This is a genomic window from Cohnella xylanilytica, assembly GCF_014212175.1.
Lineage (GTDB): Bacteria > Bacillota > Bacilli > Paenibacillales > Paenibacillaceae > Cohnella > Cohnella xylanilytica.
Genome location: NZ_JACJVR010000032.1, coordinates 110,329 through 128,521, shown reverse-complemented (window position 1 = coordinate 128,521; position 18,193 = coordinate 110,329). Strand labels below are relative to the sequence as shown.

General features: G+C 63.9%; 21 protein-coding genes. 16 read left to right on the top strand and 5 right to left on the bottom strand.

All coding sequences use genetic code 11. The features are described from left to right. Positions 1 to 221 precede the first annotated feature (221 nt). Positions 222 to 587, bottom strand: coding sequence for a phage holin family protein (locus H7B90_RS09835; RefSeq protein ID WP_185135688.1), 366 nt, complete (start codon positions 585 to 587; stop codon positions 222 to 224). A 146-nt stretch (positions 588 to 733) separates the two neighbouring features. On the opposite strand from H7B90_RS09835, the gene H7B90_RS09830 reads away from it, so the two are divergent. The 6 genes from H7B90_RS09830 to H7B90_RS09805 all read left to right on the top strand — a co-directional run bounded on the left by H7B90_RS09830 (position 734) and on the right by H7B90_RS09805 (position 5,975). Next, on the top strand, positions 734 to 3,100 hold the full coding sequence (locus H7B90_RS09830) for an endonuclease MutS2 (protein ID WP_185135687.1): 2,367 nt from the start codon (positions 734 to 736) through the stop codon (positions 3,098 to 3,100). Positions 3,101 to 3,122: 22 nt separating this feature from the next. Next, positions 3,123 to 3,554: a DUF350 domain-containing protein gene (locus H7B90_RS09825; protein WP_185135686.1), complete on the top strand. Its 432-nt coding sequence runs from the start codon at positions 3,123 to 3,125 to the stop codon at positions 3,552 to 3,554. 112 nt (positions 3,555 to 3,666) lie between these two features. Further along, the gene (locus H7B90_RS09820) at positions 3,667 to 4,212 is read left to right on the top strand and encodes a hypothetical protein (protein ID WP_185135685.1); all 546 of its coding nucleotides are present in this window, start codon (positions 3,667 to 3,669) and stop codon (positions 4,210 to 4,212) included. Continuing rightward, on the top strand, positions 4,209 to 5,126 hold the full coding sequence (gene cysK / locus H7B90_RS09815) for a cysteine synthase A (RefSeq protein ID WP_185135684.1): 918 nt from the start codon (positions 4,209 to 4,211) through the stop codon (positions 5,124 to 5,126). The genes H7B90_RS09820 and cysK overlap by 4 nt, the downstream gene beginning before the upstream one ends. 172 nt (positions 5,127 to 5,298) lie before the next feature. Next, positions 5,299 to 5,517, top strand: a complete 219-nt coding sequence (locus H7B90_RS09810) for a hypothetical protein (RefSeq protein ID WP_185135706.1) — start codon at positions 5,299 to 5,301, stop codon at positions 5,515 to 5,517. A gap of 56 nt (positions 5,518 to 5,573) precedes the next feature. Continuing rightward, positions 5,574 to 5,975 carry a spore coat protein gene (locus H7B90_RS09805; protein ID WP_185135683.1) on the top strand — a complete coding sequence of 134 codons (402 nt, stop codon included), beginning with the start codon at positions 5,574 to 5,576 and terminating at the stop codon, positions 5,973 to 5,975. A gap of 89 nt (positions 5,976 to 6,064) precedes the next feature. On the opposite strand, the gene H7B90_RS09800 is transcribed toward H7B90_RS09805, so the two are convergent. Beyond that, positions 6,065 to 7,459, bottom strand: coding sequence for a sialidase family protein (locus tag H7B90_RS09800; RefSeq protein WP_221481978.1), 1,395 nt, complete (start codon positions 7,457 to 7,459; stop codon positions 6,065 to 6,067). A 296-nt stretch (positions 7,460 to 7,755) separates the two neighbouring features. Here H7B90_RS09800 and H7B90_RS09795 point away from each other — a divergent pair, with 296 nt between their 5' ends. From H7B90_RS09795 to H7B90_RS09750, 10 genes are all read left to right on the top strand, one after another. Next, complete coding sequence (locus H7B90_RS09795; protein ID WP_185135682.1) at positions 7,756 to 8,247, top strand: Lrp/AsnC family transcriptional regulator; 492 nt, start codon at positions 7,756 to 7,758, stop codon at positions 8,245 to 8,247. 44 nt (positions 8,248 to 8,291) lie between these two features. After that, positions 8,292 to 9,509 carry an aminotransferase class I/II-fold pyridoxal phosphate-dependent enzyme gene (locus H7B90_RS09790; RefSeq protein WP_185135681.1) on the top strand — a complete coding sequence of 406 codons (1,218 nt, stop codon included), beginning with the start codon at positions 8,292 to 8,294 and terminating at the stop codon, positions 9,507 to 9,509. 107 nt (positions 9,510 to 9,616) lie between these two features. After that, complete coding sequence (locus H7B90_RS09785; protein ID WP_185135680.1) at positions 9,617 to 9,874, top strand: aspartyl-phosphate phosphatase Spo0E family protein; 258 nt, start codon at positions 9,617 to 9,619, stop codon at positions 9,872 to 9,874. 77 nt (positions 9,875 to 9,951) lie between these two features. Next, on the top strand, positions 9,952 to 10,638 hold the full coding sequence (locus H7B90_RS09780) for a bifunctional adenosylcobinamide kinase/adenosylcobinamide-phosphate guanylyltransferase (protein ID WP_185135679.1): 687 nt from the start codon (positions 9,952 to 9,954) through the stop codon (positions 10,636 to 10,638). Further along, positions 10,610 to 11,212: a cob(I)yrinic acid a,c-diamide adenosyltransferase gene (locus H7B90_RS09775; protein WP_185135678.1), complete on the top strand. Its 603-nt coding sequence runs from the start codon at positions 10,610 to 10,612 to the stop codon at positions 11,210 to 11,212. The genes H7B90_RS09780 and H7B90_RS09775 overlap by 29 nt, the downstream gene beginning before the upstream one ends. After that, complete coding sequence (locus tag H7B90_RS09770) at positions 11,209 to 12,195, top strand: RluA family pseudouridine synthase (RefSeq protein ID WP_185135677.1); 987 nt, start codon at positions 11,209 to 11,211, stop codon at positions 12,193 to 12,195. Before H7B90_RS09775 ends, H7B90_RS09770 begins: the two co-directional genes overlap by 4 nt. A 17-nt stretch (positions 12,196 to 12,212) precedes the next feature. After that, entirely contained in the window at positions 12,213 to 12,578 is a 366-nt protein-coding gene (locus tag H7B90_RS09765) for an arsenate reductase family protein (RefSeq protein ID WP_185135676.1), read from the top strand. A 62-nt stretch (positions 12,579 to 12,640) separates the two neighbouring features. After that, complete coding sequence (locus tag H7B90_RS09760) at positions 12,641 to 14,053, top strand: site-2 protease family protein (protein WP_260410891.1); 1,413 nt, start codon at positions 12,641 to 12,643, stop codon at positions 14,051 to 14,053. A gap of 81 nt (positions 14,054 to 14,134) precedes the next feature. Next, the gene (locus H7B90_RS09755; RefSeq protein ID WP_185135675.1) at positions 14,135 to 15,325 is read left to right on the top strand and encodes an aminotransferase class I/II-fold pyridoxal phosphate-dependent enzyme; all 1,191 of its coding nucleotides are present in this window, start codon (positions 14,135 to 14,137) and stop codon (positions 15,323 to 15,325) included. Positions 15,326 to 15,353: 28 nt separating this feature from the next. Then, positions 15,354 to 16,232 (top strand): 5'-3' exonuclease, encoded by an 879-nt coding sequence (locus tag H7B90_RS09750; protein WP_281421351.1) that lies wholly within the window; start codon positions 15,354 to 15,356, stop codon positions 16,230 to 16,232. A 75-nt stretch (positions 16,233 to 16,307) separates the two neighbouring features. On the opposite strand, the gene H7B90_RS09745 is transcribed toward H7B90_RS09750, so the two are convergent. The 3 genes from H7B90_RS09745 to H7B90_RS09735 all read right to left on the bottom strand — a co-directional run bounded on the left by H7B90_RS09745 (position 16,308) and on the right by H7B90_RS09735 (position 18,143). After that, positions 16,308 to 16,598, bottom strand: coding sequence for a hypothetical protein (locus H7B90_RS09745; RefSeq protein ID WP_185135673.1), 291 nt, complete (start codon positions 16,596 to 16,598; stop codon positions 16,308 to 16,310). Positions 16,599 to 16,679: 81 nt separating this feature from the next. Beyond that, positions 16,680 to 16,976 carry a DUF3055 domain-containing protein gene (locus H7B90_RS09740; RefSeq protein WP_185135672.1) on the bottom strand — a complete coding sequence of 99 codons (297 nt, stop codon included), beginning with the start codon at positions 16,974 to 16,976 and terminating at the stop codon, positions 16,680 to 16,682. Between the two features lie 48 nt (positions 16,977 to 17,024). Beyond that, positions 17,025 to 18,143 (bottom strand): nitric oxide synthase oxygenase, encoded by a 1,119-nt coding sequence (locus H7B90_RS09735; protein WP_311772705.1) that lies wholly within the window; start codon positions 18,141 to 18,143, stop codon positions 17,025 to 17,027. Between the last annotated feature and the right edge of the window lie 50 nt (positions 18,144 to 18,193).

Genomic DNA, 18,193 nt, shown 5'->3' with positions numbered 1-18,193 from the left:
AACGGGTCACGTTGAAGGAAGCCGCGCGAAGGGAGCTGCCCGAAGGAAGCCGGACCAACTAGCCGGGCGCCGGGCGCCGGGAAGTGGACATATAGCGGATGAGGAGGTAAAAAGGCGGGCGGCCGCGGACGCAAAGGGCTTGCTATCTCCGGACGAAGACAACCCCCGCGCGGCGTCATGCGCGGGGGTTCGTCTCTCGCCGTCGGACGGGACGAGGCGGGTTAAGCGCGGCTGCGGCTGTTGTTCCCGGCGCGGAACGGGCTGGCGACGGGGATGAACAGGTCGACGATGCCGATGACGAGCGCGGCCAGCAAGGCGCCGAGGATCGTGGCGTGGACGTTGCCGACGACGAATTGGGCCAGCCAGATGACGAGCGCGCTCGCCAGGAAGCCGACGATGCCGCGGCCGAACGGCGTAACCCGCTTGCCGAAGATGCCTTCGATGACCCAGCCGAGCAAGGCGATGACCAGAGCGAGCATCAAGGCGCTCCAGAAGCCGCCTACCGAGAAGCGGGGCACGATGTATCCGACGATCATGATGACGATCGCGGAGACGATGAAGCGAACGACATGTCCGAGGAAGTTCATTGTTCGTTCCCTCCTTCTGTCAGAGTTCCGGTTAGAACCGGTAATAGGGCTAGTGTAACCTTCTTCCGGAGGACTATGAGTGGAAGGTTTCGCAAGCGGCGGCGGCTGAGCTATAATGAGGGATGAGAGGAGTTGGAACTTACGCCGTGAACGACAAGGCGCTCTATACATTGGAATATGACAAAATCATCGCGCGACTGACGGAGGCCGCGGCCACGTCGCTCGGCAAGGAAGAGGCCGGCAAGCTTCGGCCGTCCTCGGACGCGTCCGAAGTGAAGCGCCGGCTGGCCGCCACCGACGAAGCCGTGCGGGCGGTGGCGCTTAAAGGCCATCCGCCGTTCGGCGGCGTGACGGACGTCCGTCCGTCGCTCGCCAGGGCGAGGCTCGGCGGCGTGCTCGGCCCGACCGAGCTGATGGACATCGCCGGGCTGATCATGGGCTCCCGGCGGATTCGCAAATACGCGGCGGCCGTCGCGGACGAGATCGACATCCCGCTGCTGAGCGACCTGTGCGAGCCGCTGATCGACGCGAAGCCGCTGGAGGACGAGATTCGCCGGTGCATCGACGAGACCGGCGAAGTGCTGGACGCGGCGAGCCCCGAGCTCGCCTCCATCCGGCGGGACATCCGGGTGAACGAAGGCCGCGCCAGAGAGAAGCTGGACAGCCTGATCCGCTCGTCGTCCGTGCAGAAGATGCTTCAGGACGTGCTCATTACGATCCGCAACGACCGGTACGTCATTCCGGTCAAGCAGGAATACCGGTCGCACTTCGGCGGCATCGTGCACGATACGTCCGGCAGCGGGGCGACCTTGTTCATCGAGCCGGAAGCGGTCGTGCAGATGAACAACAAGCTGCGCGAGCTGAAGCTGCGCGAGCAGAAGGAGATCGAGCGGATCCTGCGCCGGCTCAGCGAGCTGGCCGGGGAGAAGGCCGAGCTGCTGTCTTCGGACGCGGAGTCGCTCGGGTATATCGATTTTATTTTCGCCAAGGCCGCCCTCGCGGATTCGATGTTCGCCACGCTGCCCGAGGTGAACGACCAGGGCAAAATGCGGTTGAAGCGGGCCCGGCACCCGCTTATCTCTTCGAAGAACGTCGTTCCGATCGATATCGAGCTCGGGGAAGAATACTCCGCCATTATCGTCACCGGACCGAATACGGGCGGCAAGACGGTCTCGCTGAAGACGGTCGGACTGCTCAGCCTGATGGCGATGTCGGGGCTGTTCATCCCCGCCGACGACGGCAGCCAGGCGTGCGTGTTCGACGGCATCTACGCCGACATCGGCGACGAGCAGAGCATCGAGCAGAACCTCAGTACGTTCTCGAGCCATATGACGAACCTGATCGGGATGCTCTCGGAGGTCACCTCGCGCAGCCTCGTCCTGCTGGACGAACTCGGGGCGGGCACGGACCCGGCCGAAGGCTCGGCGCTGGCGATCGCGATTCTGGAGCACCTTCACAACCTGGGCTGCCGCATCGTGGCGACGACCCACTACAGCGAGCTGAAGGCGTACGCCTACAACCGGGACGGCATCATCAACGCCAGCATGGAGTTCGACGTGGCGACGCTGCGGCCGACCTACCGGCTGCTCGTCGGCGTGCCCGGGCGAAGCAACGCGTTCGCGATCGCCGAGCGGCTCGGCCTGCCGAAGTCCATCATCGAGCACGCCCGCGGGGAAGTGAGCGAGGAAGAGCTGAAGGTGGACACGATGATCGCTTCCCTGGAGCAGGACCGGCGGCGCGCCGAATCGGAGCGCCAGACGGCCGAGAGGCTCCGCAACGAAGTGGAGTCGCTCCGGCAGCAGATCGAGGACGAGCGCTTCAAGTTCCAGGAGCAGAAGGCGAAGCTCATGGAGGAAGCTCGCGAAGAGGCGAGGCAGGCGGTCGTCAAAGCGCGGCGCGAGGCGGAGGAGATCATCTCCGATCTGCGCAGGCTGGCGATGGAGGAAGGCGCTTCGGTCAAGGAGCACAAGCTGATCGAAGCGAGAAGGAAGCTCGAGGACTCGATTCCCGACCCGGTGAAGAAGCCGCGGCGCGCCCCGGAAGGCAAACCCGCGAAGATCGAAGCCGGCGACGAGGTGAAGGTATACAGCCTGAACGGGCAGAAGGGCCACGTCGTGGAGCTGACCTCCGGAGACGAGGCCTTGGTTCAGCTCGGCATTCTGAAGATGAAGGTGCCGCTGTCGGATCTCGAGCCGGTGCGCAAGCCGGCCCAGGCGGCCGCCCGAACGGCGGTTCACGTGACGACGGTTCAGCGTTCGCGGGACGACAACGTCCGGTCCGAGCTGGACCTCAGGGGAACCACTCTCGACGAGGCGCTGCTGGAGACCGACCGGTTCCTGGACGAAGCGTTCCTGGCCAACCTCGGTTCGGTCTATATCATACACGGCAAAGGCACGGGAGCGCTCCGCGCGGGCATCCAGGACTTCCTGCGCAAGCACAAGCACGTGAAGAGCTACCGCCTCGGCAACTACGGGGAAGGCGGCGCGGGAGTGACCGTGGCGGAGCTGAATTGACAAGACGGGAGGCGCGGGAAGCATGCAGGATACGGGAGCGGTCGACTCCTTGATGGCTCACCCGGTGGCGGCGATGCTGGCTTATTTCTCGGTCGGCATTCTCATGCTCATCGTATGTCTGGCCTGCTTCGAGTGGGTGACCAAGTACAACTGCTGGGAGGAGATCCGCAAGGGCAACTTGTCGGTGGCGCTGGCAACCGGCGGGAAGATATTCGGAATCTGCAACATCTTCCGATTCTCCATCCAGGCCCAGGATACGATCTACGAGAGCCTTCTGTGGGCCACCGTCGGATTCCTTCTGCTGCTCGTCGGGTACTTCCTGTTCGAATTCCTGACCCCGGTGTTCCGGATCGACGAGGAGATCTCGAAGGACAATCGGGCCGTCGGGGCGATCGCGTTCATTTTGTCGGTATCTCTATCCTATATTATCGGAGCCGCGGTCACTTACGGATAAAGCGCGCCGGGCGGGAGGATCAAGCGGATGAAGTATTTGTGGGGCACGCTTCTGGCGTTCGCCGTCGTTTTCTTTACGATCGGGATTATCTATATGGTAATGGAGGGGTAATATGGCGGTCATCGTATGTCCGTGGTGCCAGAGCGAGGTGACGCAGGAGGAAGGCCAAGAGCCGGAGAAGTTCTGTCCCATCTGCGAGAACGAGCTGGACGGCTACCGGACGCTGCGCATCGACATCGGCGGCTACGACGAGGAAGAGGACGAGGAGGACGAGGACGGCGAAGACGAGTCGTTCTCGGTCGGCGAGGAAGGGCTTGGCTGGGAACGGGACGAAGATCTCCGGGAGAAAAACGAAAGCCTTCTCGCCTACGAGGAGACGGTCGAGAGCCTGCTCGACGAGCAGGACGTCGTTCCGGAATGCCCGCAATGCCGCGAGTATATGCTCGAGGCAGGGGAGAGGACGGTCGGCGCGGACGAGTTCGTCCCCCGGGTGCCGGAGGAGCTGGGGCGGCCGGTGCTGGAAGCGCCGTTCGTCATGACGGCGTACGTCTGCCCTTCCTGCTTCGCCATGCAGTATGCGCTTGGCGAGAACGACAGGAGCCGCTTGGCCCAGAGGCTGAGCGGGGGACGAGGGAATCGGAGAGAGGGACGGGCATGACGAGAATGTACGCTTCGGTCACCGAGCTGATCGGCGACACGCCGGCCGTTCGGCTGAACCGGCTCGTCGGTCCGGAAGACGCGGAGGTCTTGGTGAAGCTGGAGAAAATGAATCCGAGCGGAAGCGTGAAGGACCGCGCGGCGCTGGGGCTTATCCTCGACGCCGAAGCGAAGGGGCTGATCGCGCCCGGTTCGGTCATCGTCGAGCCGACGAGCGGCAATACCGGCATCGGCCTCGCGATGAACGCCGCCGCGAAGGGTTACCGGCTGATCCTCGTCATGCCCGACAACATGACGGCGGAACGGATCGCCCTGCTGCGCGGCTACGGGGCGGAGGTCGTGCTGACGCCGGCCGCCGAGCGGATGCCGGGCGCGATCGCGAAGGCGCGGCAGCTGCTGGAGGAGATTCCGGGCAGCTACATGCCGAACCAGTTCGAGAATGCGGCCAACCCCGACATTCACCGGAGAACGACCGCCCGCGAGATTCTCGAGCAGACGGAAGGACGGCTCGACGCCTTCGTCGCTACGGCGGGAACGGGCGGCACGATCACGGGCACCGGCGAGACGCTGCGCGAGGCGCTGCCGAAGCTGCACATCGCCGTCGTCGAGCCCGACGGCTCCCCGGTCCTGAGCGGCGGCCAGCCCGGGCCGCACAAGCTCGTCGGAACGAGCCCCGGGTTCGTTCCGAAGATCCTGAACACGGACGTGTACGACGAGATCGTCCGGGTCAAGGACGACGACGCGCTGGAGACGACGCGGCTGCTCGCGCGCAAGGAAGGGCTGCTCCTCGGCCCGTCGTCCGGCGCGTCCGTCTGGGCGGCGCTGCGGATCGCCAGGCGCCTCGGCCCGGGCAAACGCGTGCTCTGCATCGCCCCGGATACCGGCGAGCGTTACTTGAGCATGGGGATATTCTGAGAGGTCGCTCGCGGCTATACAGCAAAGTGATAAGCGTCGTTCCGTCCGGCCTTCGGGGCCGGAGGGGCGGCGTTTTTTTATGCCCGCTTGGCGCATAACGTTCGGAGGGACGAGGCACACTACGCCTGTTGATCACCAAGGATGGAAAAAGGAGGAACGCCAAGTGAACCTCATGCCGATCACCGCGAAAGAGCTGGAGTACATCGCGGATTCCATGTCGAACGAGGATTTGCTCATCAAGCAGTGCACGGCGGCCGCGGCTTCCTGCACGAACCCGCAAATCCAGCAAGTGCTTCTGCATCAATCCCAGGTGCACATGCAGCATTATCAAGCGCTGCTCAACTGCCTGCAGCAGCATCAAGCGATCGCCCCGACCCAACCGCAATCCTAATCCGGCGAACGCCGACGACGACCCGAATCGACAAGTGAAGAGGAGGTAGCCAACCTATGTACGCTTCCCAACAACAACCATTCATGCCGGACGGCGATCTGGCCTATACCGTGTTGGCCGACCTGAAGCGGGTGACCCGCGAGTACGCGACGGCCGCGACGGAATCGGTCTGCCCGACGGTCCGCCAGCAATTCACCCAATTGATGAACACGACGCTGGCGATGCAAGGCGAGCTGTATACCGCCATGACCCAGCAGAAGATGTACAACGCCGCGTCTCCCGCCCTGCGGCAGGAGATCGACAAGCAGTTCAAGCAATACCAGTCCACCCAGCAGAAGACGAACCAGTTCGTGCAGCAGCGCAAAAGCGCGATCCCCTCCCAATCGCCCCAGGCGTTCGGCAATTGGGCGTACCAGCCGGCGCCGCAATGGCAGCAGCAGCCTCCGGGCTACATGTGAGGCCGAACATTTAGGCAAGCCTGGCGGAAGGCATTCCCCGCGGCGACGTGGCCGCAGGGGAATGCCTCTTTACGTTAAGGTCCTTCTCGTCATTTCCGCTTGGCACGGCCGGAGAAGATCTCTTGGCGCCCCGTCCGGGTATCCGTCCACACCGATAGATCGCTCTCTCCCTTGAAAGCCGTGGTGATATAGTCGCCGATAAACGTGCTGGGCGTGCCGAACGTAGGATCGGCGTTCGGGTTGAACGACTTGTCGGTAATCCGGAGATTTCGTTCGAACGATCGTCCCCCGTCCCTGGATCGGGCAAGGTAAACGTCGATTCGCTTCCCGGATCTTCGGTTCGTGTAATAGATCACGTTCACCGTTCCGGTATGGGGAGAGACGGCAGCCGCGGAGAAAAAATTCTGAGTGCCGAGACGGCTGTCGTTCACTCGGATCGGATCCGACCAGGTCGCCCCGTTGTCGACGGAACGGGCCAGCAGCACGTTGGCGGACCCTTCGCTCAGATCGTCCCAGACGGCGTACACGGCGCCGGGGAAGTTGCCCGACGTGTCCGCCCTGACATTCGCGAAGGTAAGCACCCGGAAGTCCCATCCCGGAACGGGCAGAGGGTCCTGAATCGGGGTGATCGCGGCTGCGGATACGTCGGGGCCGAAGGTGACTCCGCCGTCGTCCGAGCGTCGAACCCGAATCGACGATCGGTCCCCGTTGTAATCGATCCATGCCGCGAAGACTTCCCCGGAGAGTCCGATCCCGATGCTGGAACCTTGAACGAAAGGAAATCCGACCCTGACCTCCGAGATCCGGACGGGTTTAGACCACGTTCGTCCTCCGTCCGTCGACCTATGGAAGAAAATAACGGAGCCTCGGCCGTTGTCGAAAAACCGGGTATAGCTGATGTAGGCGTTCCCGATGAAAGGGCTGGCGGCGGATTTATCCACGGCGACGTTCGGCTTGTCGTTGGAGATTCTCTCTCCGAATCCCCTGTTCACGACGATCGGAGCGGAGAACGTCTTGCCGTTATCGACCGACCTCTGAACGTAGATCGTCCCGTCTTCCCCGGAGCCGTTGAAAGCCAGGCCTCCCAGAAGGAAGAAGCCCTTCCGGGTATGGCCGACAGGGAAGCCCGAATCCAGCACGGGATCCGAGGCGACCTCGAACCCCTTCGGGATGGGCAGAATCCGGTTGTCGAACGTCTTCCCGCCGTTTGTCGAGCGCGCTAGCCCGAGGGGAACGAGATCCGCGTTGTACGACGAGACGATCGTATTCTCGTCCAAGGGGTTTACGGCGACGGTCGGCTCGTTGTTCGGACTCGCGATGCGGGTGACGCGCACGTTGCGGTCCGCCTTCGTCCGCCGTTTGCCGCGAAGGCGAAGGGAGCTCCTCTTTTTGGAAGAGGCGCTTGGCGCCTTGGGAGTTCTCTTCACGTTCCTCGGTTTGGTTCCGACCGGTCTGTAGCGGAATTTATAAGAGTAATCCTCCACGCGATCCCATCTTTCCTCCGATACTAAGCCGTGCAATCGCAGAGAGCGAACGCGGCGATGCCGCCTCTCCGGGACCGCAGCCTATTGATTACATATGAAAGAACGGGCGGCAGGGCATGGGCGATGGGCTAGACGGCGGCCGCCTATTTTCTTGCCGGTCCGAAGCGGAGCGATGCCCCCGCCGTGCCGCTCGAACGCGGGAACCGCCGGACCGCATCGGCTCCGGGCGCTTGAAATGCTCCTTTTCATCCGGCCTGTATTTGATGTAATATGAGAGGTATTCAGGAGGGATCCCCATGAACGAATTGAAGGCCAAAATCTTGGATCTGCTCAAGGAAGACGCGCGTCTCTCCCCCGCGACCATCGCGACGATGCTCGGGGCGGAAGAAGCGGAAGTGTCCTCCGCCATCGACGAGATGGAGCGGGACCACGTCATCGTCAAATACGCCGCTGTCGTCAACTGGAGCAAGGTCGACGACGAGAAGGTGACCGCTCTCATCGAGGTGGAATGCTCGCCCGAGCGGGGCCGGGGCTTCGAGAGCATCGCGGAGCGAATCTACCTGTACCCGGAAGTGAAGTCGGTGTACCTGATGTCCGGAGCGTACGACCTGTGCGTCGAGATCGACGGCAAGAACCTGAAGGAAGTCGCTTCGTTCGTCTCCAACAAGCTGTCCACCATCGAATCGGTCATCTCCACCAAGACCTTTTTTATTCTGAAGAAATACAAGCAAGACGGCATCATATTCGAAGAATTCGAGGACGACCATCGTCTCCCGATCTCGCCGTAATTCATCCGCCTGACTAACGGGAAGAAAGAAGGAACCAGAGACCCATGATCAAAGACGTGGAGACACAGCCCGAGACCCGGAACAAGCGAAGCGGCATGCAGGATTACCTGGCGGCCGGAGCCCGCGCGATTCCGCCCTCGGGAATCCGGCGTTTTTTTGACTTGGTCAGCGCCAGCAAAGACAGCAGCATCATCTCTCTCGGGGTCGGCGAGCCGGACTTCGTCACGCCGTGGAAGTACCGCGACGCCGCGGTCTACTCGCTCGAGAAGGGCAAGACCCAGTATACGTCCAACGCGGGCATGCCGGAGCTCAGGGAAGCGATCGCCGAATATTTGCACGGGCGCTTCGACGTCCGGTACGATCCCGCAAGCGAGGTGCTCGTCACGGTAGGCGGCAGCGAAGCGATCGACCTGGCCATCCGCGCCTTGATCGAGCCGGGAGACGAGCTGCTCATTCCGGAGCCCTGCTACATCTCCTACAATCCGATCACGACGCTGGGCGGCGGCGTGCCCGTCGGCATCGAGACGTTCGCGAAGGATCAGTTCAAGCTGACGGCCGAGAGCCTGCGGGCGGCCATCACGCCTCGCTCGAAGCTGCTCATCCTGTGCTACCCGAGCAACCCGACCGGAGCGATCATGACGTACGAGGACTTGCTGCCGATCGCGAAGATCGTCGAAGAGAACGACCTGATCGTCGTCTCCGACGAGATCTACGCGGAATTGACATACGGCTCGAACCATGTCAGCTTCGCGTCGCTGCCCGGCATGAAGGATAGGACCATCGTCGTAAGCGGCTTCTCCAAGGCGTTCGCGATGACGGGATGGCGAATGGGATACGCCTGCGGCCATCCGGACCTCATCGGCGCGATGCTGAAGATCCACCAGTATACCGTCATGTGCGCCCCGATCATGGGGCAGGTGGCGGCTCTCGAGGCGCTGCGGAACGGAATGGACGAGATGTACAAAATGATCGAGTCCTACAACCAGCGCCGGCGTCTGGTCGTGCAGGGCTTCCGCGAGATCGGGCTGCCGTGCCACGAGCCGCAGGGAGCGTTCTACGCGTTCCCTTGCATCGAGGGAACCGGGCTCACCTCCGAAGAGTTCGCGTCCCGGCTGCTGACGGAGGCGAAGGTGGCGGCCGTTCCGGGCCACGTGTTCGGCAAGGGCGGGGAAGGCTTCATCCGCTGCTCCTACGCCACCTCGGTCGCTCAGCTAACGGAAGCGTTGGAGAGGATTGGCGGATTCTTGAACAAATTGCGATAATCTTGCAATTTGCTCCAAATCGTTAGTTTTTTTCCGCATGTTCTGCTATAATAACCCTTGTTTTTCAACCCGTGGATGGACAGTCGTCACGTGAAAGGGGAGAGAGCATGGAGACGGCGGAACACGACTCCTCGTCCAACCTGAATACCGCGGTCCATTCCCTCTCGTTCGCTTCGGGGGACCGGACTTTGGCGTATGCCGACGCGAACCGCAGATTGGTCGAGGAGATCGACGAGTTGCGGAAGACGATGACGGAAGCGTTCCTGAGGGAGGAATCGTTCACCTCGGATTCCGTGATCGAGATCAGCCGCCTGCTGGATACGAAAATTATCGAATATATGAGACTTATTACCGTTAACCGTTAAAGCCCGTCGGTCCCGTGACTGGGCTTTTTCTTTTGTGCTATAGTTAACGATAGGATGGCTCGGGGAGGGATACGGTCATGCTATGGTTGGTCACCGGCGGCGTCGGCAGCGGGAAATCGGCTTTCGCCGAGAGATGGGCCGCCGCGCACGGCCGCGAGGCGATCAAGCTGGCGTGTCCCGCCTGGCCGAACGGGAACGGAAGGTTCGAAGACGAAATCGCCGTCTCCGCGGAGAACGCGAAAGCCGCGAATTGGACGACGGCTCCCGCGGATCACGGGCTCGCCGAGCGGCTGCGCCGGATCAATCTCCGGTCGAATCCGTTCCGGGCGAGCTCGCGGGTCGTCGTCGTGGACAGCTTGTCGGGGTGGCTCCGCCGCGAAGTCGAGGAGACGCGCAAGCTCTTCCCGCGGGCGGAAGCGCCCTCGCCGCCGAGAAGAGGACGCCGGAGGAAGCCGGTCGAGACGGAGGAAGTGTTCTTGCGCCGCGCCGCCCTGCTCGAGAAGGCGCTCGGGGAAGTGGTCGAGGAGCTGCTGAGCTTCGACGGCAGCCGGATCGTCGTCACCGAGGAGGCGGCCGCGGGGCTCGCCGACGATCCGTGGGAGCGCTGGTACGTCCGCCAGCTGGCTTACGCGAACCGCAGGCTCGGGGAGGCTAGCGACGGCATCCACCGGCTCTCCTTCGGCATCGCGACGGAGATCAAAGGGACGAGGATAAGAGAACGGGGGACGAACCGAGATGAGAATCTATACCCGAACCGGGGATAAAGGCAGCACGTCCGTCATCGGGGCGAGGGTATCCAAGGACGACGCGAGGGTCGAGGCGTACGGGACGACGGACGAGCTGAACGCCTTCGTCGGGCAGGCCGCGGCCTGGATGGCGGCGGACAAGGAGCGGAGGGGAGACGCGGTCTGGGATCGGCTTCTGGAGGAACTCGGCGTCATCCAGCACGAGCTGTTCGACTGCGGCTCCGACCTGTCGTACGCCGAGCCCGAAGCGTCGAAGATGAAGGTGTCGGCGGCGATGACGGAGCGGCTGGAGGCGTGGATCGACGCGCACGAGGCCGCGCTTGCGCCGATCGAGCGGTTTATCCTGCCCGGGGGCAGCGAGCCGGCCGCCTTGCTGCACGTCTGCCGGACGGTCTGCCGCCGGGCGGAACGCCGGATCGTGACGCTGGCGGGCTCCGGGCAGCCGGTTCCGGAGGAGGTTCTGCGCTACGTGAACCGGCTGTCGGATTATTTCTTCACGGCGGCGCGGGCGGCGAACGCGGCGCTCGGCGTGTCCGACGTCGAATACGAACGCGGCGCGAGCGTGTTCGGACGGAGGCCGCGGCCGGAATGAACGACAGCTACTACGCGCCGGTCGTCCACGTGGCGGACGAGCGCGACGAGGGCCGGATGCTCCGCGACGTGCTGCGGGAGAGGCTCGGCCTGTCGAGACGCCTGTTCGTCAAGCTGAAGCAGTCGGACGAGGGCTTGACCGTCAACGGGAGCAAGGCGTATCCGAGCTTAAGGCTCGCGGCCGGCGACGTGATCGAGTTCCGGATGCGCCAGGAGTCGAGCGACGACATTCTGCCGCAACCGATGGAGCTGAACATCGTATTCGAAGATGAGCACCTTCTCGTGCTTAACAAGCCCGCGGGCATCATCGTCCATCCGACGACGGGCCACTACGCGAACACGCTCGCCAACGGAGTCGTCCATTATTGGCGGGAGAAGGGCGAGCGCTGCCGGTTCCGGCCGGTTCACCGGCTGGACGAGGACACGTCGGGGCTCGTCATTGTCGCGAAGCACCCGTACGCGCATCAGCAGCTGTCCGTCCAGATGGGCGAAGGCACGGTCGGGAAGCGGTACCGGGCCTACGTCTACGGCCGGCCGCCCGCGGACGAAGGGGAAGTGAACGAGCCGATCGGACGTCTTCCGGAGGATCCGCACCGCCGCGCGGTGCTGCCGGACGGCGCCCCGTCGCTTACGTACTACAAGACGGCCGAGGCGTACCCGTGCGGAGCGTCCGCGCTCGACGTGCGGCTCGGGACGGGAAGAACGCACCAGATCCGCGTTCATCTCGGCCATATCGGCTGTCCGCTGATCGGCGATTCGTACTATACCGACCCGCGCTGGGAAGCGACGGAGCTCGCCGCCCGCCTGCGCGAGGTCATCGGCCGGCAGGCGCTGCACGCGTCCGAGCTCTCGTTCCGCCACCCGGTGACGGGCGAGCCGATGAAGCTGATCGCCGAGCTCCCGCCCGACCTGCGGGAGCTCGAGCGGGAATTGTCGCGGCTGTCGACGCCTCCGGCACCTCGTCTCGAATCGTCTACGACTTAGGAGGATACGACACACGCATGAGCAAGAAGCTGACCGTATATCAATACCCGCCCTGCGGCACTTGCCGCCAGGCGGTCAAATGGCTGAAGGAGCAAGGCTACGAGCTGGAGCTCCGCCACATCGCGGAAGCCCCTCCGACGCCGGAGGAGCTCGGCGAGCTGATCCCGCAGAGCGGACTTCCGATCCAGAAGTGGTTCAACGTGTCCGGCGACGCCTACCGGGCGATGGGCCTTAAGGACAAGCTTCCCGCCATGGGAGACGACGAGAAGATTCGCCTGCTCTCCTCGAACGGAATGCTGATCAAGCGTCCCGTCATCTCGGACGGCCGGCGGGCGACCGTCGGCTTCCGCGACGACGCGATGGAAGCTTGGCGGACTCGCTGACCGAAGCGCGGCGGCATAGGCCGCCGAATCGATCCCGGCGGGGATGAAGGAGGTTCGGACCGTTGCAACCAGAATCGGGCTCCCCGTACGGAGCGGGCGCGAATGGCGAGAACGATGGGAATAGAGTGAGACAAGAGAGACAAGAGAAACAAGAGATTCAAGAGAATCACGGGAACCAAGAGAATCGCGAGAGTCAAGAGTATCGCGAGGATTACGAGAAGCGCGAGCATCAAGAGAATCAAGAGAATCAAGAGAATTATGAAAATCACGAGAGCCGCGAGAACGACGAAAACGCCGGGAACCGCGAGAACCGCGAGTACGACGAGAATCGAGCGAGTCGAAGCCATGGCGGGAACCCATCGTTGTACGGGTACGCCGGCAACGACGCAAACGCGCGCAACGACAGCAAGGAGAACGACGGCCCGAGCGCGAACAAACGGGGCAAAGGCTCCTGGGCTTGGGCGGCGGGCCTCGTGGTCCTGCTGTCCAAAGGCAAAGGCATCCTGCTCGCGCTGCTCAAATTCGGCAAGCCGCTCCTCTCGATGCTCGTCACAGTCGGGGCTTACGCGCTAGTCTATCCGTGGACGTTCGCGCTCGGCTTCGTCGCCCTTATTTTCGTGCACGAGATGGGGCACGTCTGGGTGGCGAAGCGCAAGGGGCTTCCCGTGAGCGCCCCGGTCTTCATCCCCTTCCTCGGGGCGATGATCCTGCTCAAGAGGCAGCCGAAGGACGCCGTCACCGAAGCCGCGATCGCCATCGGCGGCCCTCTGCTCGGATCGGCCGGAGCGCTGCTCTGCTACGGAATCTGGTATTGGTCGGGCAGCGAGGTTTGGCTTGCGCTTTCTTACGTCGGCTTTTTCCTCAATCTGATCAACCTGCTGCCGATCCACCCGCTCGACGGGGGGCGCATCGCGGTGGCGGTCAGCCGCTGGCTGTGGGTCGTCGGCGCCGTCGCGGGACCGTTCGTGATCTGGTACACGCACAGCATCCTGTTCCTGCTGTTGTGGATCTGGTTCCTCTGGCAGATGTACCGCAGGTTCTTCGGCAAGAGCAAGGGCGGGGGCCGGGCGCATTACGCGGAAGGCATGTATCGGGCCGACGTCGACCCGGCGCTTCCGGATTGGTATTTGTCCGGCCAGCTGCACAAGCGCGAGCTGCCGTTCACCGCCTACTGCCGGATGGACGGCCAGCATGTCGTCGAATTCAGCTGGGATACGCTGTCGTTCAAGGGAGAGCTGGAGATCGACCAGCCGTGCACGATCCGCAGCGTCTCCATCGTCCAGGTCGCCGGCCCCGACGCCGAACGCCGCGTGACGCTGCGCGTCCGGGCGGAAGGCGAAGTGCACGAGCCGTCCAACTATTACGAGGTGCCCCTGGCGGCCCGCTGGCGCTTCGGCCTCTTGTACGGCGGCTTGGCGGCGGGGCTCGCGTTCATGATGTGGCTCGTCCACGAATCCGGCTTGACGCGGCCGTAGCGCCGCAGTCGAGCCTCATCTGGCCCTCATCGAAGAATCCTCTGAGCGATTCAGCGACGAACGGAAGGAAGTATCGGAAAAATGACTCAATCGAAATGGCGGTCCGGAAGGCTGGACCGCCTCGGCTCCTCGATTTTCGCGGAGGTCGCCCAATGGAAGAGGGATGCCCGGTCGCGCGGCGTCGACGTCATCTCGCTGGACATCGGCACGCCGGCTTCGCCGCCGGCCGAAGAAGTGCGCGCCGCGCTCGCGCAAGCCTGCCTCGACCCCGGCCTGTACGGATACCCGGGGTCGCACGGCTCGCCGCGGTTCCGCGAGACCGTCGCGCGCTGGTTCGAGCATCGGTTCGGCGTCGCGCTCGATCCGAACCGGGAAGTGCTGTCTCTGATGGGCACGCAGGACGGCCTCGCCCATCTGGCGCTCGCGGTCACGGACCCGGGCGACGCGGCGCTGCTGCCCGATCCCGGCTACCCGGTCTACCAGGCGGGACTCGCCGTCGCCGGAGTCGAGACGGTTCCGCTCCCCCTGCTGGAGGAGAACGGGTACTTGCCCGACTTCGACGCCGTGCCGGAAGAGGCCTGGAGCCGAATCAAGTTCATGCTGCTCAACTACCCGAGCAATCCGCTGTCCGCCGTCGCCGACCTCGCGTTCTTCGAGAAGGCGGTCGCGGTCGCCCGCCGGCGCGGCGTTCTGCTCGTTCACGACAACGCCTACAGCGAGATGGCGTTCGACGGCTTCCGTCCGCCGAGCATTCTGGAGATTCCGGGGGCGAAGGAGATCGCCGTCGAATTCCATTCGCTGTCGAAGTCGTTCCACATGGCCGGCGCCCGCATCGGCTTCGCCGTCGGCAACCCGGACGTGATCGCCACGCTGCTGAGGTTCAAGGACAACATCGACTTCGGCGTATTCCTCGCCGTGCAGGAGGCCGCCGCCGTCGCCCTGGAGCGCGACATGAGCGAGCCGGACCCGGCGTCCTCGCTGTACGAGCGCCGCCGCGACCTGTTCGTAGGCGCGCTGCGCGAGGAAGGCTGGGACGTGCCGCTCCCGCGAGCGACGATGTTCGCCTGGACGCCCGTGCCGGAAGGCTGGACGTCCCGCGGCTTCGCGCGAGGCCTGCTGGAAGCGGAAGGCGTCGCGCTCGTCCCCGGCAACGCGTTCGGCGAGAGGGGAGAGGGCTACGTCCGGATGGCCGTCGTGGAGCCGGAGGAGAGGCTGCTCGAGGCGGCCCGGCGGATCGGCCGGTTCCTGCGCTCCGGTGGGCCCGGAGCTTAAAGAGAGGAGGATGCGAGTTTTGACCTTTATCGATAAAGAGACGCAGCATTCGGTGCTGCTCGTGGACGGAATGGCGGTCCTGTTCCGCGCCTATTACGCGACCGCTTACGGCGGTTCCGTCAAGCGGACGCGGACGGGCGTGCCGGTCAACGCGATTCACGGCTTCCTGCGCTACCTCGGCGACGCCGTCCAGAGGTTCAAGCCGAGCCACGTCGCTTGCTGCTGGGATCTGGGCAGCACGACGTTCCGGACGGCCGACTATCCGGCCTACAAGGGCAACCGTCCCGAAGCGCCGGACGATCTCATTCCGCAGTTCGAGCTGATCAAGGAAGTGACCGAGAGCTTCGGCATCCCGAACGTCGGCGTGCCGGGCTACGAGGCGGACGACTGCATCGGAACGCTGGCCCGCCGCTTCAAGAGCGAAGCCGCCGTTACGGTTATGACGGGCGACCACGACATGCTGCAGCTCGTCGACGAGCGCGTCACCGTCGCCATCATGAAGAAGGGCCATGGCAATTATGCGCTTTATACTCCCGAATACTTGATGGAGGAACGCCAGATGACCCCGGCCCAGATCGTCGATCTGAAGGGGCTCATGGGCGACGCCAGCGACAACTATCCGGGCGTCAAGGGAATCGGCGAGAAGACGGCGATGAAGCTTATCCGCGAATACGCTTCGATCGACGGCATTCTGGACAACCTGTCCCTGCTGCCGGCAACGCTCCGCGGCAAGATCGAGGCGGATCTCGAGATGCTGCGTCTGTCCCGCCAGCTCGCGACGATCCACTGCGAGGCGCCGGTGGCGATGGAACTGGCGGATTGCCTGTGGAAGGTTGATCTGGGGCGCGCGGCGGCGAAGTGCGAGGAGCTGGAGTTCCGCGATCGCCTTCGTTGGATCGCCGGTTAAGACTATGCGAACGACCCTATCGAAGTCCGACTCGCAAGATCGCGGTCGGACCCCGATAGGGTCGCGTCGTCTAAGTCAGTCCGTCTTCGGATAGCCGGCCGACTCGTCCCCGGCTTCGTCGTGCAAGCCGTGGTCGCCGGGATATTCCCGCTCGAAGCCGGCGTGCAGCTCCCGGTTCTCGTACGAGTAGGTGTTCGGCGGCCGCTGCTCGGGCCTCCAGGGCGTGCTCTTGCCGAGGGACGCGGCGACGATGGCCGAGCCGTAAGGCCCTTCGGGGAATTCCTCGGCCGTCAGGTCGTTGCGTCTGGATTCGACGGTGGCGAGATCGCCCGTCGGTTCGCGCTGGTCGCGGCGCAGGTAGAACATGGGAACGATACCTCCTTCCGGCGGATGTCCCTTTAGGGTGTCCCCGGCCGGAGGTTCCATGCGCGCCTTCCGGCTGACGAGTCAGTCCGTGAAATGAACGTCCCCGAGCACGAACGTCAGGAACTGGGCGAGCTCGGCCGCTTCGTCGTCGCTCAGCCTGAACACCGACTCCAGCACCCCCTCTTCCTCGAGATCGTCCGCGCCGAGCACGCCGCTGCGTCCCGATTGCATGTCGACGACGAGCTTCTTCCCGTAGAACCGGTTGGTCGTCGTGACGGCCAGGTCGAACCGCCGCAGCCCCGGGGTGATGAAGGTGACGAACCTCGTCGAGGTCTGCTCCGTGCTGTCCGACAGGAAGTCGAAGTCTTTGAGTTGCATCGTGATCCCTCCTCCTGGAATACCGGCCCGATCGGCCGGCTCGTCTTGCTAATCCGCGTAAGGCCGCGGCTGAGGGGCGAAGCCGGGAAGCACCGTCTTGTCCTCGAAGCTGTCGTGGAATATCGGAGTCAGCGCGGGCGACAGCGGCGGAATGAGCCACGACCACCTGCCCGTGACTTCCCGTCCTTCCTTCTCTTCGTTGCGGCTGAACGTCATGAACTGCTGCGCGGCCGTATGATGGTCGACGATGCTGACGCCGGCTTCGCGGAACGAATGGAGCACGGCGACGTTCAGCTCCACGAGCGCTCGGTCCTTCCACAACGTCGAGTTGCCGCTAGTGTCGAGGCCCAGATTGGCGGCCACCTTCGGCAGCAAGTCGTAGCGGAATTCGTCCGCCAGATTGCGCGCGCCGATCTCGGTTCCCATGTACCAGCCGTTGAACGGGGCGGCGGGATAGCGGACGCCTCCGATCTCGAGACACATGTCCGAGAGGATCGGAACGGCGTACCAGCGGGCGTCGAAGCCTCGGAAAAGCTCCTTCTCGGGGTGCGACAGCTTCACCTCCAGCACCGAGGATTCCGGCAAGGGGAACCAGCGGGGCTCCTTGCCCTCCAGCTGGATGACGATCGGCAGCACGTCGAACGGGGTTCCCCGCCCGCGCCAGCCGAGCTTCAGGCATTGCCGCGTGAAGGCGACGGAGGCCGGGTCGCCGACGATTCCGTCCGGCGTCTCGTAGCCCGCGTAACGGATCAGCTGGTGGTTCCAGATGCGGACCGGCTCCCGGTTCGCGGCCGCCGGCTTGAACAGCGTCAGCGCCGGGCGAATCTCGCCGCCGTTCGTCGCGTAATCGATATGCCGCAGGAGGGCCCGGAAGACCTCCTCCTCGGAATCGCAATCGCGCGCGTCGAACACGTGCAGCCGGTTCCAGAACAGCCGCCCGATGCAGCGGTTGGCGTTGCGCCAAGCCATTTTCGCCCCGTGGGCCGCCTCTTCGTACGTGTGCGCGTAGACGCCTTCGCGTTCGAGCTCGGCTTCGATCTCATCCAGCCGCGTCTTTAGACCGGCCTCGGGCTGGCGAAGCTCCGCGCGGCAGACGCGCAAGAAGCTCTCGGCTTCGGCGAGCGCGCGCGCGGCGTCCGTCATCCACTCCTTCGTCCTATGCGTCATTCCCGCCGCATCCTTTCCCATCGCGGCCCTGGGGTCCATGGCCGTCCTTA

Excerpts from the sequence above, each read along its gene's own strand:
- H7B90_RS09835 (WP_185135688.1), bottom strand. The coding sequence starts at position 587 with ATGAACTTCCTCGGACATGTCGTTCGCTTCATCGTCTCCGCGATCGTC.
- H7B90_RS09825 (WP_185135686.1), top strand. The coding sequence starts at position 3,123 with ATGCAGGATACGGGAGCGGTCGACTCCTTGATGGCTCACCCGGTGGCG.
- H7B90_RS09820 (WP_185135685.1), top strand. The coding sequence starts at position 3,667 with ATGGCGGTCATCGTATGTCCGTGGTGCCAGAGCGAGGTGACGCAGGAG.
- cysK (WP_185135684.1), top strand. The coding sequence starts at position 4,209 with ATGACGAGAATGTACGCTTCGGTCACCGAGCTGATCGGCGACACGCCG.
- H7B90_RS09810 (WP_185135706.1), top strand. The coding sequence starts at position 5,299 with ATGCCGATCACCGCGAAAGAGCTGGAGTACATCGCGGATTCCATGTCG.
- H7B90_RS09805 (WP_185135683.1), top strand. The coding sequence starts at position 5,574 with ATGTACGCTTCCCAACAACAACCATTCATGCCGGACGGCGATCTGGCC.
- H7B90_RS09795 (WP_185135682.1), top strand. The coding sequence starts at position 7,756 with ATGAACGAATTGAAGGCCAAAATCTTGGATCTGCTCAAGGAAGACGCG.
- H7B90_RS09790 (WP_185135681.1), top strand. The coding sequence starts at position 8,292 with ATGATCAAAGACGTGGAGACACAGCCCGAGACCCGGAACAAGCGAAGC.
- H7B90_RS09785 (WP_185135680.1), top strand. The coding sequence starts at position 9,617 with ATGGAGACGGCGGAACACGACTCCTCGTCCAACCTGAATACCGCGGTC.
- H7B90_RS09780 (WP_185135679.1), top strand. The coding sequence starts at position 9,952 with ATGCTATGGTTGGTCACCGGCGGCGTCGGCAGCGGGAAATCGGCTTTC.
- H7B90_RS09775 (WP_185135678.1), top strand. The coding sequence starts at position 10,610 with ATGAGAATCTATACCCGAACCGGGGATAAAGGCAGCACGTCCGTCATC.
- H7B90_RS09770 (WP_185135677.1), top strand. The coding sequence starts at position 11,209 with ATGAACGACAGCTACTACGCGCCGGTCGTCCACGTGGCGGACGAGCGC.
- H7B90_RS09765 (WP_185135676.1), top strand. The coding sequence starts at position 12,213 with ATGAGCAAGAAGCTGACCGTATATCAATACCCGCCCTGCGGCACTTGC.
- H7B90_RS09755 (WP_185135675.1), top strand. The coding sequence starts at position 14,135 with ATGACTCAATCGAAATGGCGGTCCGGAAGGCTGGACCGCCTCGGCTCC.
- H7B90_RS09745 (WP_185135673.1), bottom strand. The coding sequence starts at position 16,598 with ATGTTCTACCTGCGCCGCGACCAGCGCGAACCGACGGGCGATCTCGCC.
- H7B90_RS09740 (WP_185135672.1), bottom strand. The coding sequence starts at position 16,976 with ATGCAACTCAAAGACTTCGACTTCCTGTCGGACAGCACGGAGCAGACC.
- H7B90_RS09735 (WP_311772705.1), bottom strand. The coding sequence starts at position 18,143 with ATGACGCATAGGACGAAGGAGTGGATGACGGACGCCGCGCGCGCGCTC.